General features: G+C 72.8%; 16 protein-coding genes. 4 read left to right on the plus strand and 12 right to left on the minus strand.

Annotated elements, in window-relative coordinates; translation table 11 throughout:
* Window positions 1-372 precede the first annotated feature (372 nt).
* Window positions 373-1650: a tyrosine--tRNA ligase gene (gene tyrS, locus ACOOHC_RS10490; RefSeq protein WP_420450351.1), complete on the minus strand. Its 1278-nt coding sequence runs from the start codon at window positions 1648-1650 to the stop codon at window positions 373-375.
* Window positions 1651-1674: 24 nt separating this feature from the next.
* Here tyrS and ACOOHC_RS10495 point away from each other — a divergent pair, with 24 nt between their 5' ends.
* Both ACOOHC_RS10495 and ACOOHC_RS10500 read left to right on the plus strand, forming a co-directional pair.
* Window positions 1675-2742 carry a DUF2332 domain-containing protein gene (locus tag ACOOHC_RS10495; RefSeq protein WP_420450352.1) on the plus strand — a complete coding sequence of 356 codons (1068 nt, stop codon included), beginning with the start codon at window positions 1675-1677 and terminating at the stop codon, window positions 2740-2742.
* A gap of 30 nt (window positions 2743-2772) precedes the next feature.
* Window positions 2773-3606, plus strand: coding sequence for an enoyl-CoA hydratase/isomerase family protein (locus tag ACOOHC_RS10500; protein WP_420450353.1), 834 nt, complete (start codon window positions 2773-2775; stop codon window positions 3604-3606).
* A 10-nt stretch (window positions 3607-3616) separates the two neighbouring features.
* Here ACOOHC_RS10500 and ACOOHC_RS10505 read toward each other — a convergent pair whose 3' ends face one another.
* On the minus strand, window positions 3617-4081 hold the full coding sequence (locus tag ACOOHC_RS10505) for a hypothetical protein (protein WP_420450354.1): 465 nt from the start codon (window positions 4079-4081) through the stop codon (window positions 3617-3619).
* 123 nt (window positions 4082-4204) lie between these two features.
* Complete coding sequence (locus tag ACOOHC_RS10510; RefSeq protein ID WP_420450355.1) at window positions 4205-5161, minus strand: SDR family NAD(P)-dependent oxidoreductase; 957 nt, start codon at window positions 5159-5161, stop codon at window positions 4205-4207.
* A gap of 75 nt (window positions 5162-5236) precedes the next feature.
* Between ACOOHC_RS10510 and ACOOHC_RS10515 the strand changes: the two genes are divergently transcribed.
* Window positions 5237-6514 carry an MFS transporter gene (locus tag ACOOHC_RS10515; protein ID WP_420450356.1) on the plus strand — a complete coding sequence of 426 codons (1278 nt, stop codon included), beginning with the start codon at window positions 5237-5239 and terminating at the stop codon, window positions 6512-6514.
* Here the strand turns inward: ACOOHC_RS10515 and ACOOHC_RS10520 are convergent.
* The 8 genes from ACOOHC_RS10520 to ACOOHC_RS10555 all read right to left on the minus strand — a co-directional run bounded on the left by ACOOHC_RS10520 (window position 6465) and on the right by ACOOHC_RS10555 (window position 14037).
* Window positions 6465-7061: a DNA-3-methyladenine glycosylase gene (locus ACOOHC_RS10520; RefSeq protein ID WP_420450357.1), complete on the minus strand. Its 597-nt coding sequence runs from the start codon at window positions 7059-7061 to the stop codon at window positions 6465-6467. The genes ACOOHC_RS10515 and ACOOHC_RS10520 overlap by 50 nt on opposite strands.
* Before the next feature lie 16 nt (window positions 7062-7077).
* Window positions 7078-8529 carry an argininosuccinate lyase gene (gene argH / locus ACOOHC_RS10525; protein ID WP_420450358.1) on the minus strand — a complete coding sequence of 484 codons (1452 nt, stop codon included), beginning with the start codon at window positions 8527-8529 and terminating at the stop codon, window positions 7078-7080.
* A 33-nt stretch (window positions 8530-8562) separates the two neighbouring features.
* Window positions 8563-9027, minus strand: a complete 465-nt coding sequence (gene argR, locus ACOOHC_RS10530; RefSeq protein ID WP_420450359.1) for an arginine repressor — start codon at window positions 9025-9027, stop codon at window positions 8563-8565.
* On the minus strand, window positions 9024-9968 hold the full coding sequence (locus ACOOHC_RS10535) for an ornithine carbamoyltransferase (RefSeq protein ID WP_420450360.1): 945 nt from the start codon (window positions 9966-9968) through the stop codon (window positions 9024-9026). The genes argR and ACOOHC_RS10535 overlap by 4 nt, the downstream gene beginning before the upstream one ends.
* The gene (locus ACOOHC_RS10540) at window positions 9965-11185 is read right to left on the minus strand and encodes an aspartate aminotransferase family protein (protein WP_420450361.1); all 1221 of its coding nucleotides are present in this window, start codon (window positions 11183-11185) and stop codon (window positions 9965-9967) included. Before ACOOHC_RS10540 ends, ACOOHC_RS10535 begins: the two co-directional genes overlap by 4 nt.
* Before the next feature lie 114 nt (window positions 11186-11299).
* Window positions 11300-12265: an acetylglutamate kinase gene (argB, locus tag ACOOHC_RS10545; protein ID WP_420450362.1), complete on the minus strand. Its 966-nt coding sequence runs from the start codon at window positions 12263-12265 to the stop codon at window positions 11300-11302.
* Window positions 12262-13290, minus strand: coding sequence for an N-acetyl-gamma-glutamyl-phosphate reductase (gene argC, locus ACOOHC_RS10550; RefSeq protein ID WP_420450363.1), 1029 nt, complete (start codon window positions 13288-13290; stop codon window positions 12262-12264). Before argC ends, argB begins: the two co-directional genes overlap by 4 nt.
* Before the next feature lie 84 nt (window positions 13291-13374).
* Window positions 13375-14037, minus strand: coding sequence for a DUF4230 domain-containing protein (locus ACOOHC_RS10555; protein ID WP_420450364.1), 663 nt, complete (start codon window positions 14035-14037; stop codon window positions 13375-13377).
* A gap of 162 nt (window positions 14038-14199) precedes the next feature.
* Between ACOOHC_RS10555 and ACOOHC_RS10560 the strand changes: the two genes are divergently transcribed.
* Complete coding sequence (locus ACOOHC_RS10560; protein ID WP_420450365.1) at window positions 14200-14769, plus strand: YqgE/AlgH family protein; 570 nt, start codon at window positions 14200-14202, stop codon at window positions 14767-14769.
* Between the two features lie 27 nt (window positions 14770-14796).
* Here ACOOHC_RS10560 and ACOOHC_RS10565 read toward each other — a convergent pair whose 3' ends face one another.
* Window positions 14797-15342: a histidine phosphatase family protein gene (locus ACOOHC_RS10565; RefSeq protein ID WP_420450366.1), complete on the minus strand. Its 546-nt coding sequence runs from the start codon at window positions 15340-15342 to the stop codon at window positions 14797-14799.
* Window positions 15343-15425: the final 83 nt, after the last annotated feature.

Raw genomic sequence — 15425 nt, forward strand, 5'->3', positions numbered from 1 at the left:
CGTGGCCGAGCGAACTCGGCGACGAAGTGTCAGATGAGCACTCCACCGGGTGGAAATCCCGTTGCGTGGAGCGTCCAGCTGTTTTGAGGTCGAACCCCGAGGGGCCCGACCGGTTACCGTGTTGCTGCCGGCTGGGAGGCCGACAGCGAAATTGACAGACAGTCTCTCGCAGCACCCCGAGGGATGCCGACCGGACTGCCCGCACTGGCGTTCTGTCTTCTCTTCCGTTTTCAAGGAGCCGAAGCTCGGGCATGCGCTCGGTGCTGGGACGATGTCTCCAGCGGGCGTTGATGCCGCTCGCCTTTCCGGTGGGAACTCCCTCCGTGAGGCGGAGAACCAAGTTACTGCTGCACCCCTGGTCGCACAACCCGCTCAGGAAAAAAGTTCGACGAGGTGGTGGACCTTCTTCCCCTTGCGCATCAGCAGGAAGCGTCCGTGGAGCGGTTGCAGGTCGCTGAGCAGGGTGTTCGCGTCGATCTTGTCGCCGTTGACGCCCACCGCGCCCTGCTCGAGGCTGCGACGCGCGTCACCGTTGGAGGACGCGAGCCCGGTCTCGACGAGCAGCGGGACCGGATCGCCGAGCTCGGCCCGCTCGACGCGCGTGATCCCGATCTCCGCGGCCAGCGTCTCGAGGGCCGGCTCGGACGCGCCCGTCGGGTCGGACGTGAACAGCAGGTCGGCCGCCTCCGTGGCCGCGCGCGCGGCCGGTGCGCCGTGCACCAGGGCGACGACGTCATCGGCCAGGGTTCGCTGCGCCGTCCGTCGATGCGGCGCCTCGAGGTGCTCGGCGACGATCGCCTCGATCTCGGCCACCGGGCGGAGCGAGAAGGTCAGCAGCTGCGCACGCACGTCGTCGTCCGCGACCTGCATCCAGTGCTGGCGGAGCGCGTACGGGCTCGTGCGGTCGGCGTCGAGCCAGGTGCGCGCCCCGGTCGTCTTGCCGAGCTTCGAGCCGTCCGCCGCGGTCAGCAGCGGCCACGAGAAGGCGTGGACCGCCGTGCGACGGGTCCGGCGCACGAGGTCGACGCCGGAGACGATGTTGCCCCACTGGTCGGACCCCCCGACCTGCACGACGCAGTCGAGGTGGTCGTGCAGCCACAGGTAGTCGTTGGCCTGGAGCAGCATGTAGCTGAACTCGGTGAAGCTGATGCCGTGCTCGGAGGCGATGCGCACCTTGACGCTCTCGCGAGCGAGCATCTGGTTCACCGTGACGTGCTTGCCGACGTCGCGCAGGAAGTCGAGGATCGTGATCGGCTGCGTCCAGTCGCGGTTGTCGACCAGCACGCCGCGGGCCGGGTCGTCGAGGTCGACGACCCGCCCGATCTGGGCCTTGATCGCGGCGACGTTGCGGTCGAGCGTCGCGTCGTCGAGCAGGTTGCGCTCCTCGGAGCGTCCGCTGGGATCGCCGATCATCCCGGTCGCGCCACCGGCGAGCGCGATCGCCCGGTGGCCGGCGTCCTGGAAGCGGCGCAGCATCACGAGACCGATCAGGTTGCCCACGTGCAGGCTGTCCGCGGTGGGATCGCACCCGTAGTAGATGCCGACCGGGCCCTCCGCGACCCGGGCCCGCAGGTGCTCGCGGTCGGTCGAGTCGTGGACGAGGCCGCGCGCCTCGAGGTCGGAGATCAGGTCGTCGTCGACGAGCGCCATGGGCAGCGACGCTACTGTCGCGACGTGCGCGACCCCTGGGACGACGCCGAGCTCGTGCGCCGGTTCCGCTCGCTCGCGGAGACCTCGATGCCGCGCGCACCGCTGAACTCGGCGCTGAGCACGGCGATCGCGGACGACGCCGCGCTCGCGGGGCTCCTCGGCCACGCCCCCGTCGGCCAGCGGACCCCGGTGCTGCTGCTGGCCGCGATCCACTTCCTCGTGCTCGGCGACGCACACCACCCCCTCGCGGCCTGGTACCCGAACCTCACCGAGTCGCCGCGCGACCCGGCTGACCCCGAGCTCGCACCGGTGCTGCGGACCTTCGTCGGCGAGCGGTCCGCCGCGGTGCTCGACCTGGTCGGGGGGCGACGGGTGCAGACGAACGAGGTGGGGCGCTGCGCCGTCCTCGTCGCGGCGATGGCGCCGATCGCCGCCGACGTCGGCGCGCTGTGCCACGTCGACGTCGGCACGAGCGCCGGGCTGAACACCCTCCTCGACCGCTACGCGTACCGCTTCGACGACCGACCCCCGATCGGCCGCTCCCCGGTCGAGATCCCGTGCTCCACCCGCGGTGGCGGGCCCGACGTCGACGAGGTCCCGCGGGTCGCGACGGCCGTCGGCATCGACAGCCGTCCCGTCGACCTCGCCGACCCCGACGACGCCCGGTGGCTCGAGGCCTGCTGCTGGCCGGATCAGGCCGACCGCTCCCGTCGCCTGCGCGCTGCCATCGCCGTGGCACGCGAGCACCCGCCGCGGGTCGTGCGAGGCGACGCCGTCGACGACCTCGGCCCCGTCGTCGCGGCGGTCGCCGACGCAGGCCACCCGGTCGTCACCACGACCTGGGTGCTCAGCTACCTCGACCCGTCGCGACGGATCGGGTTCGTCGGCGCGCTCGACCGGATCGGCGTCGACATCGACCTGACGTGGGTGCTCGCCGAATCGCCGGCGCAGACGCCCGAGCTGCCCCACGCGACGGACCTCGGCGATCGCGAGCGGACCGCGCTCACCCGGGTCACCTGGCGCGACGGGACCCGTCGCGTCGAGCACCTCGGCACCTGCCACCCCCACGGCTACTGGATCCACTGGCGCTGAGCCGGCGGATCCTCGCTACGGTCGATCCGCATGGCGCTGCGTGACGATCCGGCCGGGCTCGACGACCTGACGAGGGTCGTCGTCGACGACGTGGACGACGGCATCGCGCTCGTCACCCTCGACCGCCCGGACCGGCTGAACGCGATCGACGCGACGATGATCGGCGAGCTCGAGCGCATCGTCGATGCCGTCGACCTCGACCGCGAGCTGCGCGCCGTGGTGCTCACCGGCGCCGGACGGGGGTTCTGCGCCGGTCTCGACCTCCAGGAGCAGGGCGCCGCGCCCGGTGCCGAGGGAGTCCGCCCGACGGTCGCGGGCTTCATGTGGCAGGACCACCTGGCCTCGCTCCACGAGCGGATCCACCGCTCGCGCAAGCCGTGGATCGCCGCGGTGGACGGCCCGTGCGTCGGCGGCGGCTTCGCGATGGCGCTCGCGTGCGACGTGCGCACCGCTTCGCCGGCGGCGACCTTCGGCGCGGTCTTCCTGCGCATCGGCGTGTCCAACTGCGACATGGGCACGAGCTACTTCCTCCCGCGCCTGGTCGGAGCGTCCCGGTCGGCCGAGCTGCTGCTCACCGCGCGCATCTTCGACGCCGACGAGGCCGACCGGATCGGGTTGCTCTCCGCCCTCGACGACGACCCGGTCGAGCGGGCTCTCGACACCGCCCGGCTCATCCGCTCGAACGCGCCGTTCGCGACCTGGATGACCAAGGAGACGATGTGGCAGACGATCGACTCGCCGTCGCTGCGCCACGCCCTCGACATCGAGAACCGCACCCAGATCATGTGCTCGTCGACCGGTGACGTGGCCGAGGCGCGCGAGGCGTTCGTGGCCAAGCGCCCGCCCCGCTGGGGAGGTCTCTGACCGCGGTGGCTCAGCCGGAGCGGCGGCGGTCGCGACCGAACCAGCGCCGGCGCCCGACCGGGGCGGTGTCGGACGCCCCGCGCCGGTCGTACGACGGCAGCGCGGCGAGCATCACCGGGCGTGACGAGGTGGGGCGCTCACCACCGTCGCCGACGACGACGTAGGCGTGGTCGACACCCGTCGATCCCGCGGAGTGCGCGTCGATCCGCTCGGCCGGGCGCTCGACGAGCGTCTCGACGCGGTGCGCGACCTCGCTCATCAGCTCCGACGTCGACGACGGATCGAGGAGCTCGGACGACGCGGAGACGACGACGCACGCCGACGCGAGGCGCAGCGACACGCAGATCCCGGTCGCGAAGTGCCCGTACTCCAAGACGTCGTCGGTCTCGGCGACCTCGATGCTGCCGGGGAGCAGCGGACGGATCTCGCCGAAGAGCGACGGCCACAGGTCGCGGTCGACGGGCGGGCCGGTCACGTCCGCTCGCTCCGCGCTGGCGGGGTCGGAGGGACGGACGGATGCCGGACGGCGCAGATCGGTCACTCCCGTCCATCGGCACGTGCGACGGCGAACCTGAGCGGTTCCGGCGTCACGGCGCGCTCACGATCCGTCTCGCGCGGCGTCGTCGGCCGAACCGTCGGCGAGGGCGTCGTCGGCGGCCTCGCCGAGCGCCTCGGTGGCGGCGCGGATCTCGGCGAACAGCACGTCGCCGAAGCCGGGGTCGTAGGCCGTCTCGGGGTTCGCCCGAACGGCTGCGTCGAGAGCGTGGGCGTCGTCGCCGACGAGGATGCGCCACCGATCGGCGCGCACCCCGTCGAGGATCACGGTCGCGGCCGCGGCCGCGCTCATCGGAGCCAGGTCGTGGAACATCCGGTCGGCGGCGATCGCCGCCTCGCGCTCCTCGGGGGTCAGGTCCCGGTGGCCGAAGCGGACCGAGTTGCCGACGATCGAGGTCCCGATGTGGCCGGGCATCACGACCGACGCCCGAACGTGCGGCGCGTTGACCGCGAGGTCGGTGATCAGCGCCTCGGTGAACCCCTTGACCGCGAACTTCGCGGCTGAGTACGCGGTGTGCGGGCGGTCCGATCCGATCGAGGCCCAGAAGCCGTTGACGCTCGAGGTGTTGACGATGTGCGCCTCGTCCGCCGCGACGAGGGCGTCGAGGAAGGCGAGCGTCCCCCACCGGACCCCGCCGAAGCACACGTCGAAGCACCGGTCCCACGAGTCGCGGCTGTCGGTGAACAGCGATCCACCGCCGCTCAGGCCGGCGTTGTTGAACAGCAGGTTCACGTGGTCGCCGCCGTGGGCGTCGAGCACCTCGTCGCGGAACACCGCCATCGCCGCCTCGTCCGAGACGTCGCACCGGTGGGTGGAGATCCGCACGTCCGAGGCCGGAGCCGCCGCACGTGCGAGCGATGCGGTCTCGGCCATCGCCTCCTCGGACAGGTCGCACGTCGACACGTGCGCTCCCGCCTCGGCGAGTTGCACGACGAGCTCGCGGCCCATCCCCGTGCCACCCCCCGTGACGACGGCGATCCGACCGGCGAAGTCCTGCACGTCCCGAACGGTAGACGACCGGGACCGACGCGGCGGGGTCCGGGGCGGCGCGCGGCGGCGGTACGGTCCCTCGCCGTGTCGGTCGCTCCCGTCCCCGGCGGGCGTCCCCGGGCGGTGGTCGGATCGGCGGCGCTCACCTTCGGCTCGTTCGCGGCGCCGATCGCGATGGTCGGCGTGGTGTGGCCCGACGTGCGCGACCGCTTCGGGCAGTCGCTCGGCACCCTCGGCCTCGTCTCGCTCGTCTACGGGTTGGCCCGCATGTCGACCTCGGGATCGGGCCGGGTCGTGGGGCGTCGCGTCGGGGTGGGGACCGCGTTCGTCGCCTCGCTCGGGTGCCTGATCGCCGCCGACCTCGTCGTGGCGGGAGCGACGCGCTGGGCCGCCTTCCTGGTCGGGATCGTCGGGGTGGGGGTGGTCTCGGGTCTGCTCGACTCGCTCGGCGCGGGTGTCGTGGCGACGCTCGGCGACGTCGGCGACTCCGGGTTGATCCACGGCGCGTACGGGGTCGGCGCCACGATCGGGCCGCTGGCCGTGGCGGTGGTCCCCGATTGGCGGTGGTCGTTCGTCCTCGCCGCGATGCTCGCCGGCGCGGCCGTCGTCCCGGCCGTCGCGGTGCGCAGGTCGTGGCCGCTCCCGCCCGACGACGGCGACCGGGAGAAGCGCGACGACGCCGACCACGGACACGACGCGGGCGGATCGGTGACCGATCCCGGGCGCACCACCCGCGGTCGAGCTGCCGGGTCGGCCGCCGCGAGGGGTCGGCCCGCACCGGGCGTCGTCGTGTCGCTCACCGTGTTCGCCCTCTTCGTCGCCGCCGAGGTGACGTTCGGCAACTGGGGGTTCACCTACCTCACCGAGGCACGCTCGATCTCCGACGGCGCGGCCGCGATCGGGGTGTCGGGGTACTGGGCAGGCACGACGGCCGGCCGCCTCGGCCTCGCCTGGGGTCCGTTCCGGGCGCTCGTCGATCGGCTCGGGCTGGTGGTGCTGGTCGTCGCCGCGCTCGCCGCCGTCGTCGCCGCGTCGGTCGCGCCGGTCGGTCTCGTCGTCGTCGCGACCACGGCGGCGGGCACCTGCGTCGCTCCCGTGGTGCCGACCCTGGCGGCACGCACGGCCGGTCGCGTCGGGACCCGTCTGGCATCGCGCGTCGCCGGGTGGCAGCTGCTCGCGGCGAACGTCGGAGCGATCGGGGTCCCGGCCGCGACGGGCCTCCTGGTCGATCGCGTCGGACCCGCCGTGGTGATCGTGGTCGTCGCGTCGACGCTCGCCGTCGGCATCGGCCCGCTGGTCGTCGCCCGACGGATCACCCGGACGGAACCCGGAACCGCCACGGCGTCGACGTCGCCCGCGTGATGCCGACGCGCGGGCCGACCACCGGGGTCGTCGGTGGGTCGACGCCGTCGTCGAGGATCGACAGCGTCGACCCCTCACCGGCGAGGTCGTGGCCGTCGTGGCGCAGCTCGATCCCGAGCGCCTGGGTCAGCTTCCCCGGCCCGTCCGCGAGGGCGCGGTCGCCACGGCCGCCGCGCCGGGCGCGCATCGCCTCGACTCCCTCGACGGGCACGACCGCGCGCAGCAGCACGGCCTGGCCGTCGCCGTCGGGCCCCGTGACCACGTTCGCGCAGGCGTGGATGCCGTAGCTCAGGTAGACGTAGAGGTGGGCCGGGGGCCCGAACATCACCTCGGTGCGCGGCGTGCGACCCCGGTGGGTGTGGCTCGCCGGGTCGTCCTCGGTGTACGCCTCCACCTCGACGATGCGCCCCGCCGCACGCCCGCCATCCCCGGCAGGCAGCTCGTGGACGATCAGCTTGCCCAGCAGCTCGGCGGCGACGACGGGGGCGTCGCGGCCGAACCAGGCGCGCCCGAGCCGGCGCACGCCGCCGTCGTCGCGATCGCTCACCGTGCGGAGCCGTCCGTCAGCCCGGATCGACCAGGGTCCGCAGGGTGCCGATCTCGTCGGCGAGCATCGCCCGGTACGACTCGATCTGGGCGTCGCGCGCGGCGGGGCCCGCACCGCCACGCGACGAGCGCATCCGCACCCCCACCCCCGGGCGGACCAGCTCCGCGGCCTCGGCACCGAGGCGCTCGTCGGCGCGGACCAGGTCGGCGAGCGACCCCTTCCCCGCCAGGTTCGCCTGCACGTGGGCACCGACGATCGCGTGGGCCTCGCGGAACGGCGTCCCCCCACGAACGAGGAACTCGGCGAGGTCGGTCGCGGCCATCGACTCCTCGTCCGCCGCCGCCGCCATGCGTCCGGTGTCGAAGGTCGCCGTCGCGATCATCCCGGTCAGCGCCGCCACGGCGAGGGTCACCTGCTCGACCGAGTCGAACAGCGGCTCCTTGTCCTCCTGCAGGTCGCGGTTGTACGCCATCGGCAGGCCCTTGAGGGTGGAGAGCAGCCCCGTCAGGTTGCCGATCAGGCGTCCGCTCTTGCCCCGCGCCAGCTCGGCGATGTCGGGGTTCTTCTTCTGCGGGAGCATCGACGACCCGGTCGCGTAGCCGTCGTCGAGGCGGGCGAAGCCGAACTCCCCCGACGTCCACAGCACCCACTCCTCGCCGATGCGCGACAGGTGGATGCCGATCATCGCCAGGTCGAACACCGCCTCGGCGACGAAGTCCCGATCGCTGACCGCGTCGAGGCTGTTGTCGAACGCCTTCGCGAAGCCGAGGTCGCGTGCGGTCCCGACCGGGTCGATCGGCAGCGACGACCCGGCGAGGGCGCCCGCTCCGAGCGGCGACACGTCGAGGCGTCGCAGCGCGTCGACGAGTCGGGACACGTCACGCCCGAGCGCCCAGCCGTGGGCCATCAGGTGGTGCGAGAGCAGCACCGGCTGCGCCCGCTGGAGGTGGGTGTAGCCGGGCAGGTAGGCGTCGCCCGCGCCGATCGCCTGGTCGAGCAGCGCCTCCTGCATCTCGACCAGGCGGACGGCGACGTCGCCCAGCTCGCGCTTGCACCACAGGCGCAGCGCGGTCGCGACCTGGTCGTTGCGGCTGCGCGCGGTGTGCAGCTTGCCGCCGGCGGCGCCGGCGATCTCGGTCACCCGCCGCTCGATCGCGGTGTGGATGTCCTCGTCGCTCTCGACGAACGCGAACGACCCCGATGCCATCTCGGCGCCGACCGCATCGAGCGCCGCGAGGATCGCGTCGCGCTCCGCGCCGTCGAGCAGACCGACGCGAGCCAGCATCCGCACGTGGGCGCACGACCCGGCGATGTCGTCGCTCCACATCCGCTGGTCGTAGGGCAGGCTCACCGTGTAGGCGAGCAGCGACTCCGACGGCCCGCCGGTGAACCTCCCGTGCCACAGCGTCGTGGCCTGGGGCGGCAGGTGCGCGTCGCGTGCGAACTCGTGCTCGTCGTCGAGATCCATCGGTTCCTCTCCTCCCGCGCCGGTGGCGGGGCGTCAGTCGATCCCCGCGAGGTCGCGCAGGTCGGAGGCCAGCGCGGATCCGTCGAGGTCCGCCGAGATGCACACCAGCGTGTCGTCACCGGCGACGGTCCCGATCATGCCCTCCACCCGGCCGCGATCCAGCGCGGAGGCGACGACGTGGGCGCACCCGGGCGGGGTGCGCAGCACCACCAGGTTGCCCGAGCACGCGACCTCCGCCACCCACTCCCCCATCACCCGGCGGAGCTGATCGAGGGGGGCGAGGCGGTCGGGGGCGAACTCGGGGATCGCGTAGACGGTGTTGCCGCTCGCGACGCGCACCTTGACCGCGCCGATGTCGTCGAGGTCGCGCGACACCGTCGCCTGGGTGGCCTCGAGGCCCTCCGCCGCGAGCAGCTCGATGAGCTGGGGCTGGCTGGTGACCTCGTGGTCGCCGACGATCCGCGCGATCGCGCTCTGGCGCTGCACCTTCGCGCTCACGCCGCGACCTCGGCACCGGAGCCGTCGCGCAGGAGGAAGGCGAGCACGGCCCGTGCCGCGTGCATCCGGTTGTGGCCCTGCTGGAACACCGCCGAGCGCTCCCCGTCGATCACGTCGGCCGACACCTCGAAGCCGCGGTAGGCCGGCAGGCAGTGCATGAACACCGCGTCCGCCGACGCCGCGCCCATCATCTCGGCGTCGACCGTCCACCCGTCGAAGGCGCGCCGACGCACCTCGGCGTCGGCCTCCTGGCCCATCGACACCCAGGTGTCGGTGTGCACGGCGTCGGCGCCGACGATCGCGTCGTGGGGGCGGGTGAACTGCACCACGTCTCCGCCGCCGATCATCGCGAGCCGATCGAGCTCGGCGTCGTCGGCGTCGTAGCCGGGTGGCGCCGCGAGGCGCACCCGCATCCCGAGCAGGAGCGAGATCTCCGCGAGCGAGCGCGCGACGTTGGCGTAGTCGCCGACGTACGCGACGGTCCTGCCCCGCAGCTCCCCGAGCCGCTGGCGCATGGTGAGCGCATCGGCGAACGCCTGCAGCGGGTGCGACACGTCGGAGAGCATGTTCACCACGTGCGCGGTCGCGCCGTGGCCGCCGTCGTCGAGCGCCGCGGCGGCACGGGTGAGCACCGTGTGGTCGAACACCCGCGCCGCGATCACGGCGTGGTAGCCGGCGAGGATGCGCACCACGTCCTCGACCGGTTCGCGCACGTCGAAGCCGACCTCCTCGCCACGGGTGTGCACGGGGTGCCCGCCGAGCTGGACGACCGCCATCTCCATCGAGTGGCGCGTGCGGTTGGACGGCTTCTCGAACACGAGCGCCGCGCCCTGGTCGGCGAGCGGCCGGCCGAGCGCGTCGATCGGGGTCTCCGCGAGGTCGAGGATCTCGCGCACCTCGGCGGCGGTGACGTCGGTGACGTCGAGCAGGTGCCGCGTCACGAGGCCAGGTCCTCGCGCTGGTCGGCGAGCGCGTCGGCGATCATCTCGACCGCCTCGTCGATCTCGTCGTCGGACACGGTCAACGGCGGCAGGAGCCGGATGGTGGTCGGGTCGATCGCGTTCACCACGAGGCCGGCGTCGAGCAGGTCGAGGTAGGCACGCTTCGCGTCGAGGCCGTCGGCGAGCTCGACACCGAGCATCAGCCCGCTCCCGCGCACCCCGGTCACGCCGGCCACGCCCTCGAGGGCGCGCACGAGCCGGGCCCCCTGCTCGGTCGCGCGACGCGGTGCGTCGATGCGCTGCATCTCGTCGATCGTGGCGTTGACCGCCGCGCACGCGATCGCGGTCCCCGAGTAGGTGCTGCCGTGATCACCGGGTTCGAAGGCGGCGGCGACGTCGGCACGCGCCCAGCACGCACCGACCGGCATCCCGTTGCCCATCGCCTTGGCCATCGTGACGACGTCGGGGGCGATGTCCGCGTGCTCGAAGCCGAACCAGCGACCGGTGCGGCCGAACCCGGTCTGCACCTCGTCGAGGATGAGCAGCGCACCCACGTCGTCGCACAGCTCGCGCACGGCGCGCAGGTGCTCGACGCCGGCCGGGTGGACCCCTCCCTCCCCCTGGATCGCCTCGATGATCACGGCGGCGACGGAGCCGTCGACGGCGGACCGCATCTCGTCGATGTCACCGTAGGGGACGTGGCGGAAGCCCTCGGGCATCGGCTGGAACGGCTCGTGCTTCGTCGGCTGGCCGGTGGCGGCGAGGGTCGCGAGCGTGCGGCCGTGGAAGCTGGCGAGGGCGCTGACGACGGTGTGGCGACCCCGCCCGCCGTGCTTGCGGGCGAGCTTGAGCGCGCACTCGTTGGACTCGGCTCCCGAGTTGGTGAAGAACACCTGCCCGGCGTGGCCGGTGGCGTCGCGCAGCAGCCCGTTGATCTTCACCGCGGCCTCGGTCGCGACCGGGTTGGCGAAGAAGTTCGAGACGTGCATCAGCTGCTCGGCCTGATCCGCGATCGCCTCGGCGACGGTGGGGTTCGAGTGTCCGACCGACACGACGGCGAGCCCGGTGAGGAAGTCGAGGTAGCGCTTGCCGTCGGAATCCCACAGCTCGGTGCCGACGCCGCGGTCGAACATGATCGGCGGCGGCCCGAACACCGGCATGAACGGGCAGTGGTCCATCGGCGCGTGGTGGAACGAGTGGGACGGTGAGGTGGACATCGGGGCGGCCTCGCTGGCGTGGGTCGGATGGGCGGCGGGTGGGCGGGCGGGCGACGTGGCGGATCGTGCTCCGGCGGACGGGTGACCGGCGGGCGCGTCGTCGTCCCGAGCGGATCAGGACGGCGTCGGGTCGGGCGACGCGACGTCGCTCGGCGCACGGGCTCGGGCGGTCGTCTCGTGAGCGGTGTCGTCGACGTCGTCGGCATCGTCGTCGGCGACGACCATCGTGCCGATCCCGTCGTCGGTGAACAGCTCGAGGAGCAGGACGTGCGCGATGCGACCGTCGAGGATGTGCGCGCGGCGGACGCCGTTGCGCACCGCGTGCTGGCAGCTCGCCACCTTCGGAATCATCCCCCCTCCGATCGTGCCGTCGGCGACGAGCTCGTCGAGGTGGGCGGCGGTGGTCTGGCGGATCAGGCTGCCGGGATCCTCGACCCGGGACCGCAGGCCCTCGATGTCGGTGAGGTACACGAGCTTCTCCGCCCCGAGCGCCTCGGCGATCCGACCGGCGACCGTGTCGGCGTTGATGTTGAACGCCTGGCCCGTCGCGTCCGACCCGATCGTCGCGATCACGGGGACGAACTCGTCGTCGAGCAGCCCCTCGACGACGCCGGGGTTGATCGCCGTCACGTCGCCGACGAAGCCGAGGCGGGGGTCGCGCATCTCGGCGCGGATCAGGCCCCCGTCGACCCCCGACACGCCGACCGCGTAGTTGCCGTGGACGTTGATCGCGGCGACGAGCTGGGGGTTGACCTGGCCCTTGAGCACCATGCGCGCGATCCCGACCGTCTCGGCGTCGGTGACGCGCAGGCCGTCGACGAACTCGGTGGACTTGCCGAGCCGGCTCATCAGCGCCGAGATCTGGGGCCCGCCGCCGTGGACGACGACCGGCCGCATCCCCACCAGGCGCATCATCACGATGTCCTCGGCGAACAGGGCGAGGGCGTCGTGGTCGGAGGTGCCGGCGAGGGCGTTGCCCCCGTACTTCACGACGACCGTCTTGCCGGAGAAGCGACGGATGTAGGGCAGCGCCTCGACCAGGGTCTCGGCGCGCTGGCCGGCGGCGTCGAGGGCGCTCACGGGGCCAGGCCGATCGAGGCCAGACCGGCGGTCTCGTCGAGGCCGAGCGCCACGTTCGCGGCCTGCAGCGCGCCGCCGGACGCGCCCTTCGTCAGGTTGTCGATCGCGCACATCGCGATGACCGTCGAGGTGCGCTCGTCGAAGCGGACGCCGACGTGGGCGGCGTTCGAGCCGAGGACCGACTTGGTCGCCGGCGGCGCCTCGACGACCGTGGTGAACGGCTCGTCGGCGTAGGCGTCGAGCAGCGCACGTTCGAGGGCGTCAGCGCTGCACCCCGCGGTCGGGCGGGCGGCGCAGGTGGACAGGATCCCCCGGCTCATCGGCACGAGGTGCGGGGTGAAGCTCACCCTGGCGCCGATCTCCTGCTCCATCTCCGGGGTGTGCCGGTGCCCGAGCAGGCCGTACGCCACGACGTTCGAATCGATGTTGGAGAACACGTTGGTGTCGGACGGGGTGCGGCCGGCACCGGTGATCCCGGTGACGTTGTTGACGACGATCCCGTCGGGCTCGACCAACCCGGCGGCCACGAGAGGCCGCAGCGCGAGGGTCGCCGCGGTGACGTGGCACCCCGGGGTGGCGATCAGGCGTGCCCCCTCCAGCTCGGCGCGGTGCAGCTCGGGGAGCCCGAAGACGGCCGACGCGAGGAGCTCGGGTTCGGTGTGCTCGAAGCCGTAGTGGGTCGGGTAGGCGGTCGCGTCCTTGAGGCGGAACGCGGCCGACAGATCGACGACGGCGGACACCCGTCCGACGAGGCGGGGGGCGATCTCCATCGACGCGGCGTGCGGCAGGCCGAGGAACACCACGTCGAGCTCGAGCAGCTCGTCGAGATCGACCGCCGAGAAGACGAGGTCGGGGTAGGCGGTCGACAGCGACGGGTGGACGTCCGCGGCGCGCGTCCCGGCGAGCGAGTCCCCGGTGGCGACCGCGAGGTCGATCCCGGGATGGGAGTGGAGGAGGCGGAGCAGCTCGACCCCCGTGTAGCCGGAGGCTCCGACGATCCCCGCCCGGAGGGCCTGCTCGCTCATAGCTGCATGACCATACGACAACGTGGATGATCATGCAACAACGTTCGGCGACGCCCTCGCGCCCGACGAGCCCCGATCACGTGATCAGAGGTTCGAGGGCTCCTCGAAGATCACGTCGACGGACTCGACCCCGACGCCCGACAGCAGGGTCGTCAGGGTCTCCTCGGTGTTGCGCTCCGCCCGCTCGAGCAGGTCGCTCTCGGGCACCGACTCGACCATCCGCTCGCTCGCCGCCACGATCAGGTCCTCCTCACCGGTCGGGCTGTCGACGAAGGCACCGCCGAGGCGGTCGAGGATGCCGCGGTCGCGGTTCATCACCCCGGAGTTCTCGAAGTCGATCACCGGCTGACCGATCGTCGGCGCCGGGAGGCGGACGACGGCCGTGCCCGACTCCTCGTCGTACTCGATCGAGTCCTCGGTGAGATCGGAGAAGTCGACCGTCGCGTCGATGCTGCCCACGGCCAGGTACTGCACCCGTTCGCCGGCGATGAAGTCGGGGACGAAGCGGACGTCGTCCTCGGAGTCGATGACGACCTGGAACCGGGCCTCGGCGGCACGCAGCTCGGCGAGATCGGAGAGCTCGGTGAGCAGGGGCGGCGACGACCGGTCGACCTCGTCGGTGGTGAACGGGAAGGCGAAGTCGAACGCCCGCGAGACGAGGAGCAGCAGGATCGCCACGGCCAGGATCGAGGCGACGACGATGACCACGATCGCCCTCCCACCGTCGCGCAGCGCTCGGCTCACCACGATCTCACCACCATCTCACCACCACGATCTCACCACGATCTCACCACGATCTGCTCACGCTAACGGTCGTCCGACCGACACGACAGGCGGGCGCGGGTCGCTGCGGACATCGAGCGAGGTGCGCGCGGAGGACCGGACGGGAGGACGGGCCAGACTGTCGGGGTGTTCGGGACCTCGCCACAGACGAAGGGTCGGCTGCTGCTCGCCACCCCGCCGCTCGACGATCCGAACTTCGATCGCTCGGTGATCTACGTCCTCGAGCACCACGAGGACGGCGCGATCGGGTTGGTCATCAACCGGCCGACGGAGAGCGCCCTCGAGAGCCCGCTGGATCGTTGGATCGAGCTGCAGAGCGCGCCGTCGGCGATCTTCGAGGGCGGCCCGGTCGAGACCAACGCGATGATCGGGCTCGCGACGACGAAGGCCCCCGGCGACGACGAGGTCGAGCACCTCACCCGGATCAGCGGGGTCATCGCCTCGACCGACCTGTCGGCCGACCCCGCGCTCGTCGCCGCCCACGTCGACGCCGTGCGGGTGTTCCGCGGGTACGCGGGGTGGGGCGCCGGTCAGCTCGAGCTGGAGATCGCCCAGGGGGCGTGGCTGGTGCTCGACGCCGAGATCGGCGACGTGTTCTCCGACCGACCCGACGAGCTGTGGCACACGGTGCTGCGCCGCCAGCCCGGCCGCCTCGCCTGGCTCGCGCTCGCCCCCGACGACCTCAGCTGGAACTGACGGCGACCGGGACGGACCGGCCGCGCCCTAGAGGACGGTCGTGTCGTCGTCCGCGCTCGGGGGCACGACCAGCGTGAGCCGCCCCCCGCCGGTGTCGAGGACCGTGCGCGAGCAGTTGCCGACGCGCACGCACAGCACGTCGTCGACCCCGGTCGCGCGACCGATCGCGACGTTGATCGCGACGAAGTGGCTCATCACCACCGTGTCGACGTCGATCGCCACCAGCCGCTCGACCACCGCGTCGGCCCACGCGCGGGCGTCCGCATCGGCGTCGCTCCACGTGGCCGCCATCAGGTCGCGCAACCACGCTCCCCGGTCGGCGACGTCGGGGTGGCGCACCTCGCCGACGGCGGCGTCGACCGTCACCTGGGTCGACCACACCTCGGCGAGCGGCGCCGCGGTCTCGCGGCAGCGGCGCTTCGGCGACACCAGGATCGGCAGCGGGCCGTGCGCAGCGAGCAGTTCGGCGACGGCTTCGGCCTGACGGTGCCCGAGCTCGGACAGGCCGGGGTCGTCCGCGTCGTCCCACCCGGCTTCGGCCTCCCCGTGGCGGACGAGCGTCAACCGAGCCATCGGCGAACCCTACGCCCACCCGCGCCCACCGACCACCCGGTGCCGGGCGCCGACGTTTGGGGCCGGCCTCGACGTGAGAAGAC

Origin of the sequence: Ilumatobacter sp. (genome assembly GCF_965215205.1) — a bacterium.
Lineage (GTDB): Bacteria > Actinomycetota > Acidimicrobiia > Acidimicrobiales > Ilumatobacteraceae > Ilumatobacter_A.

Bases quoted from the DNA above. Each gene is read 5' to 3' on its own strand.
- argC (WP_420450363.1), bottom strand. From the start codon at position 13,290: ATGAGCGAGCAGGCCCTCCGGGCGGGGATCGTCGGAGCCTCCGGCTAC.
- ACOOHC_RS10565 (WP_420450366.1), bottom strand. From the start codon at position 15,342: ATGGCTCGGTTGACGCTCGTCCGCCACGGGGAGGCCGAAGCCGGGTGG.
- ACOOHC_RS10540 (WP_420450361.1), bottom strand. From the start codon at position 11,185: ATGTCCACCTCACCGTCCCACTCGTTCCACCACGCGCCGATGGACCAC.
- tyrS (WP_420450351.1), bottom strand. From the start codon at position 1,650: ATGGCGCTCGTCGACGACGACCTGATCTCCGACCTCGAGGCGCGCGGC.
- argH (WP_420450358.1), bottom strand. From the start codon at position 8,529: ATGGATCTCGACGACGAGCACGAGTTCGCACGCGACGCGCACCTGCCG.
- ACOOHC_RS10500 (WP_420450353.1), top strand. From the start codon at position 2,773: ATGGCGCTGCGTGACGATCCGGCCGGGCTCGACGACCTGACGAGGGTC.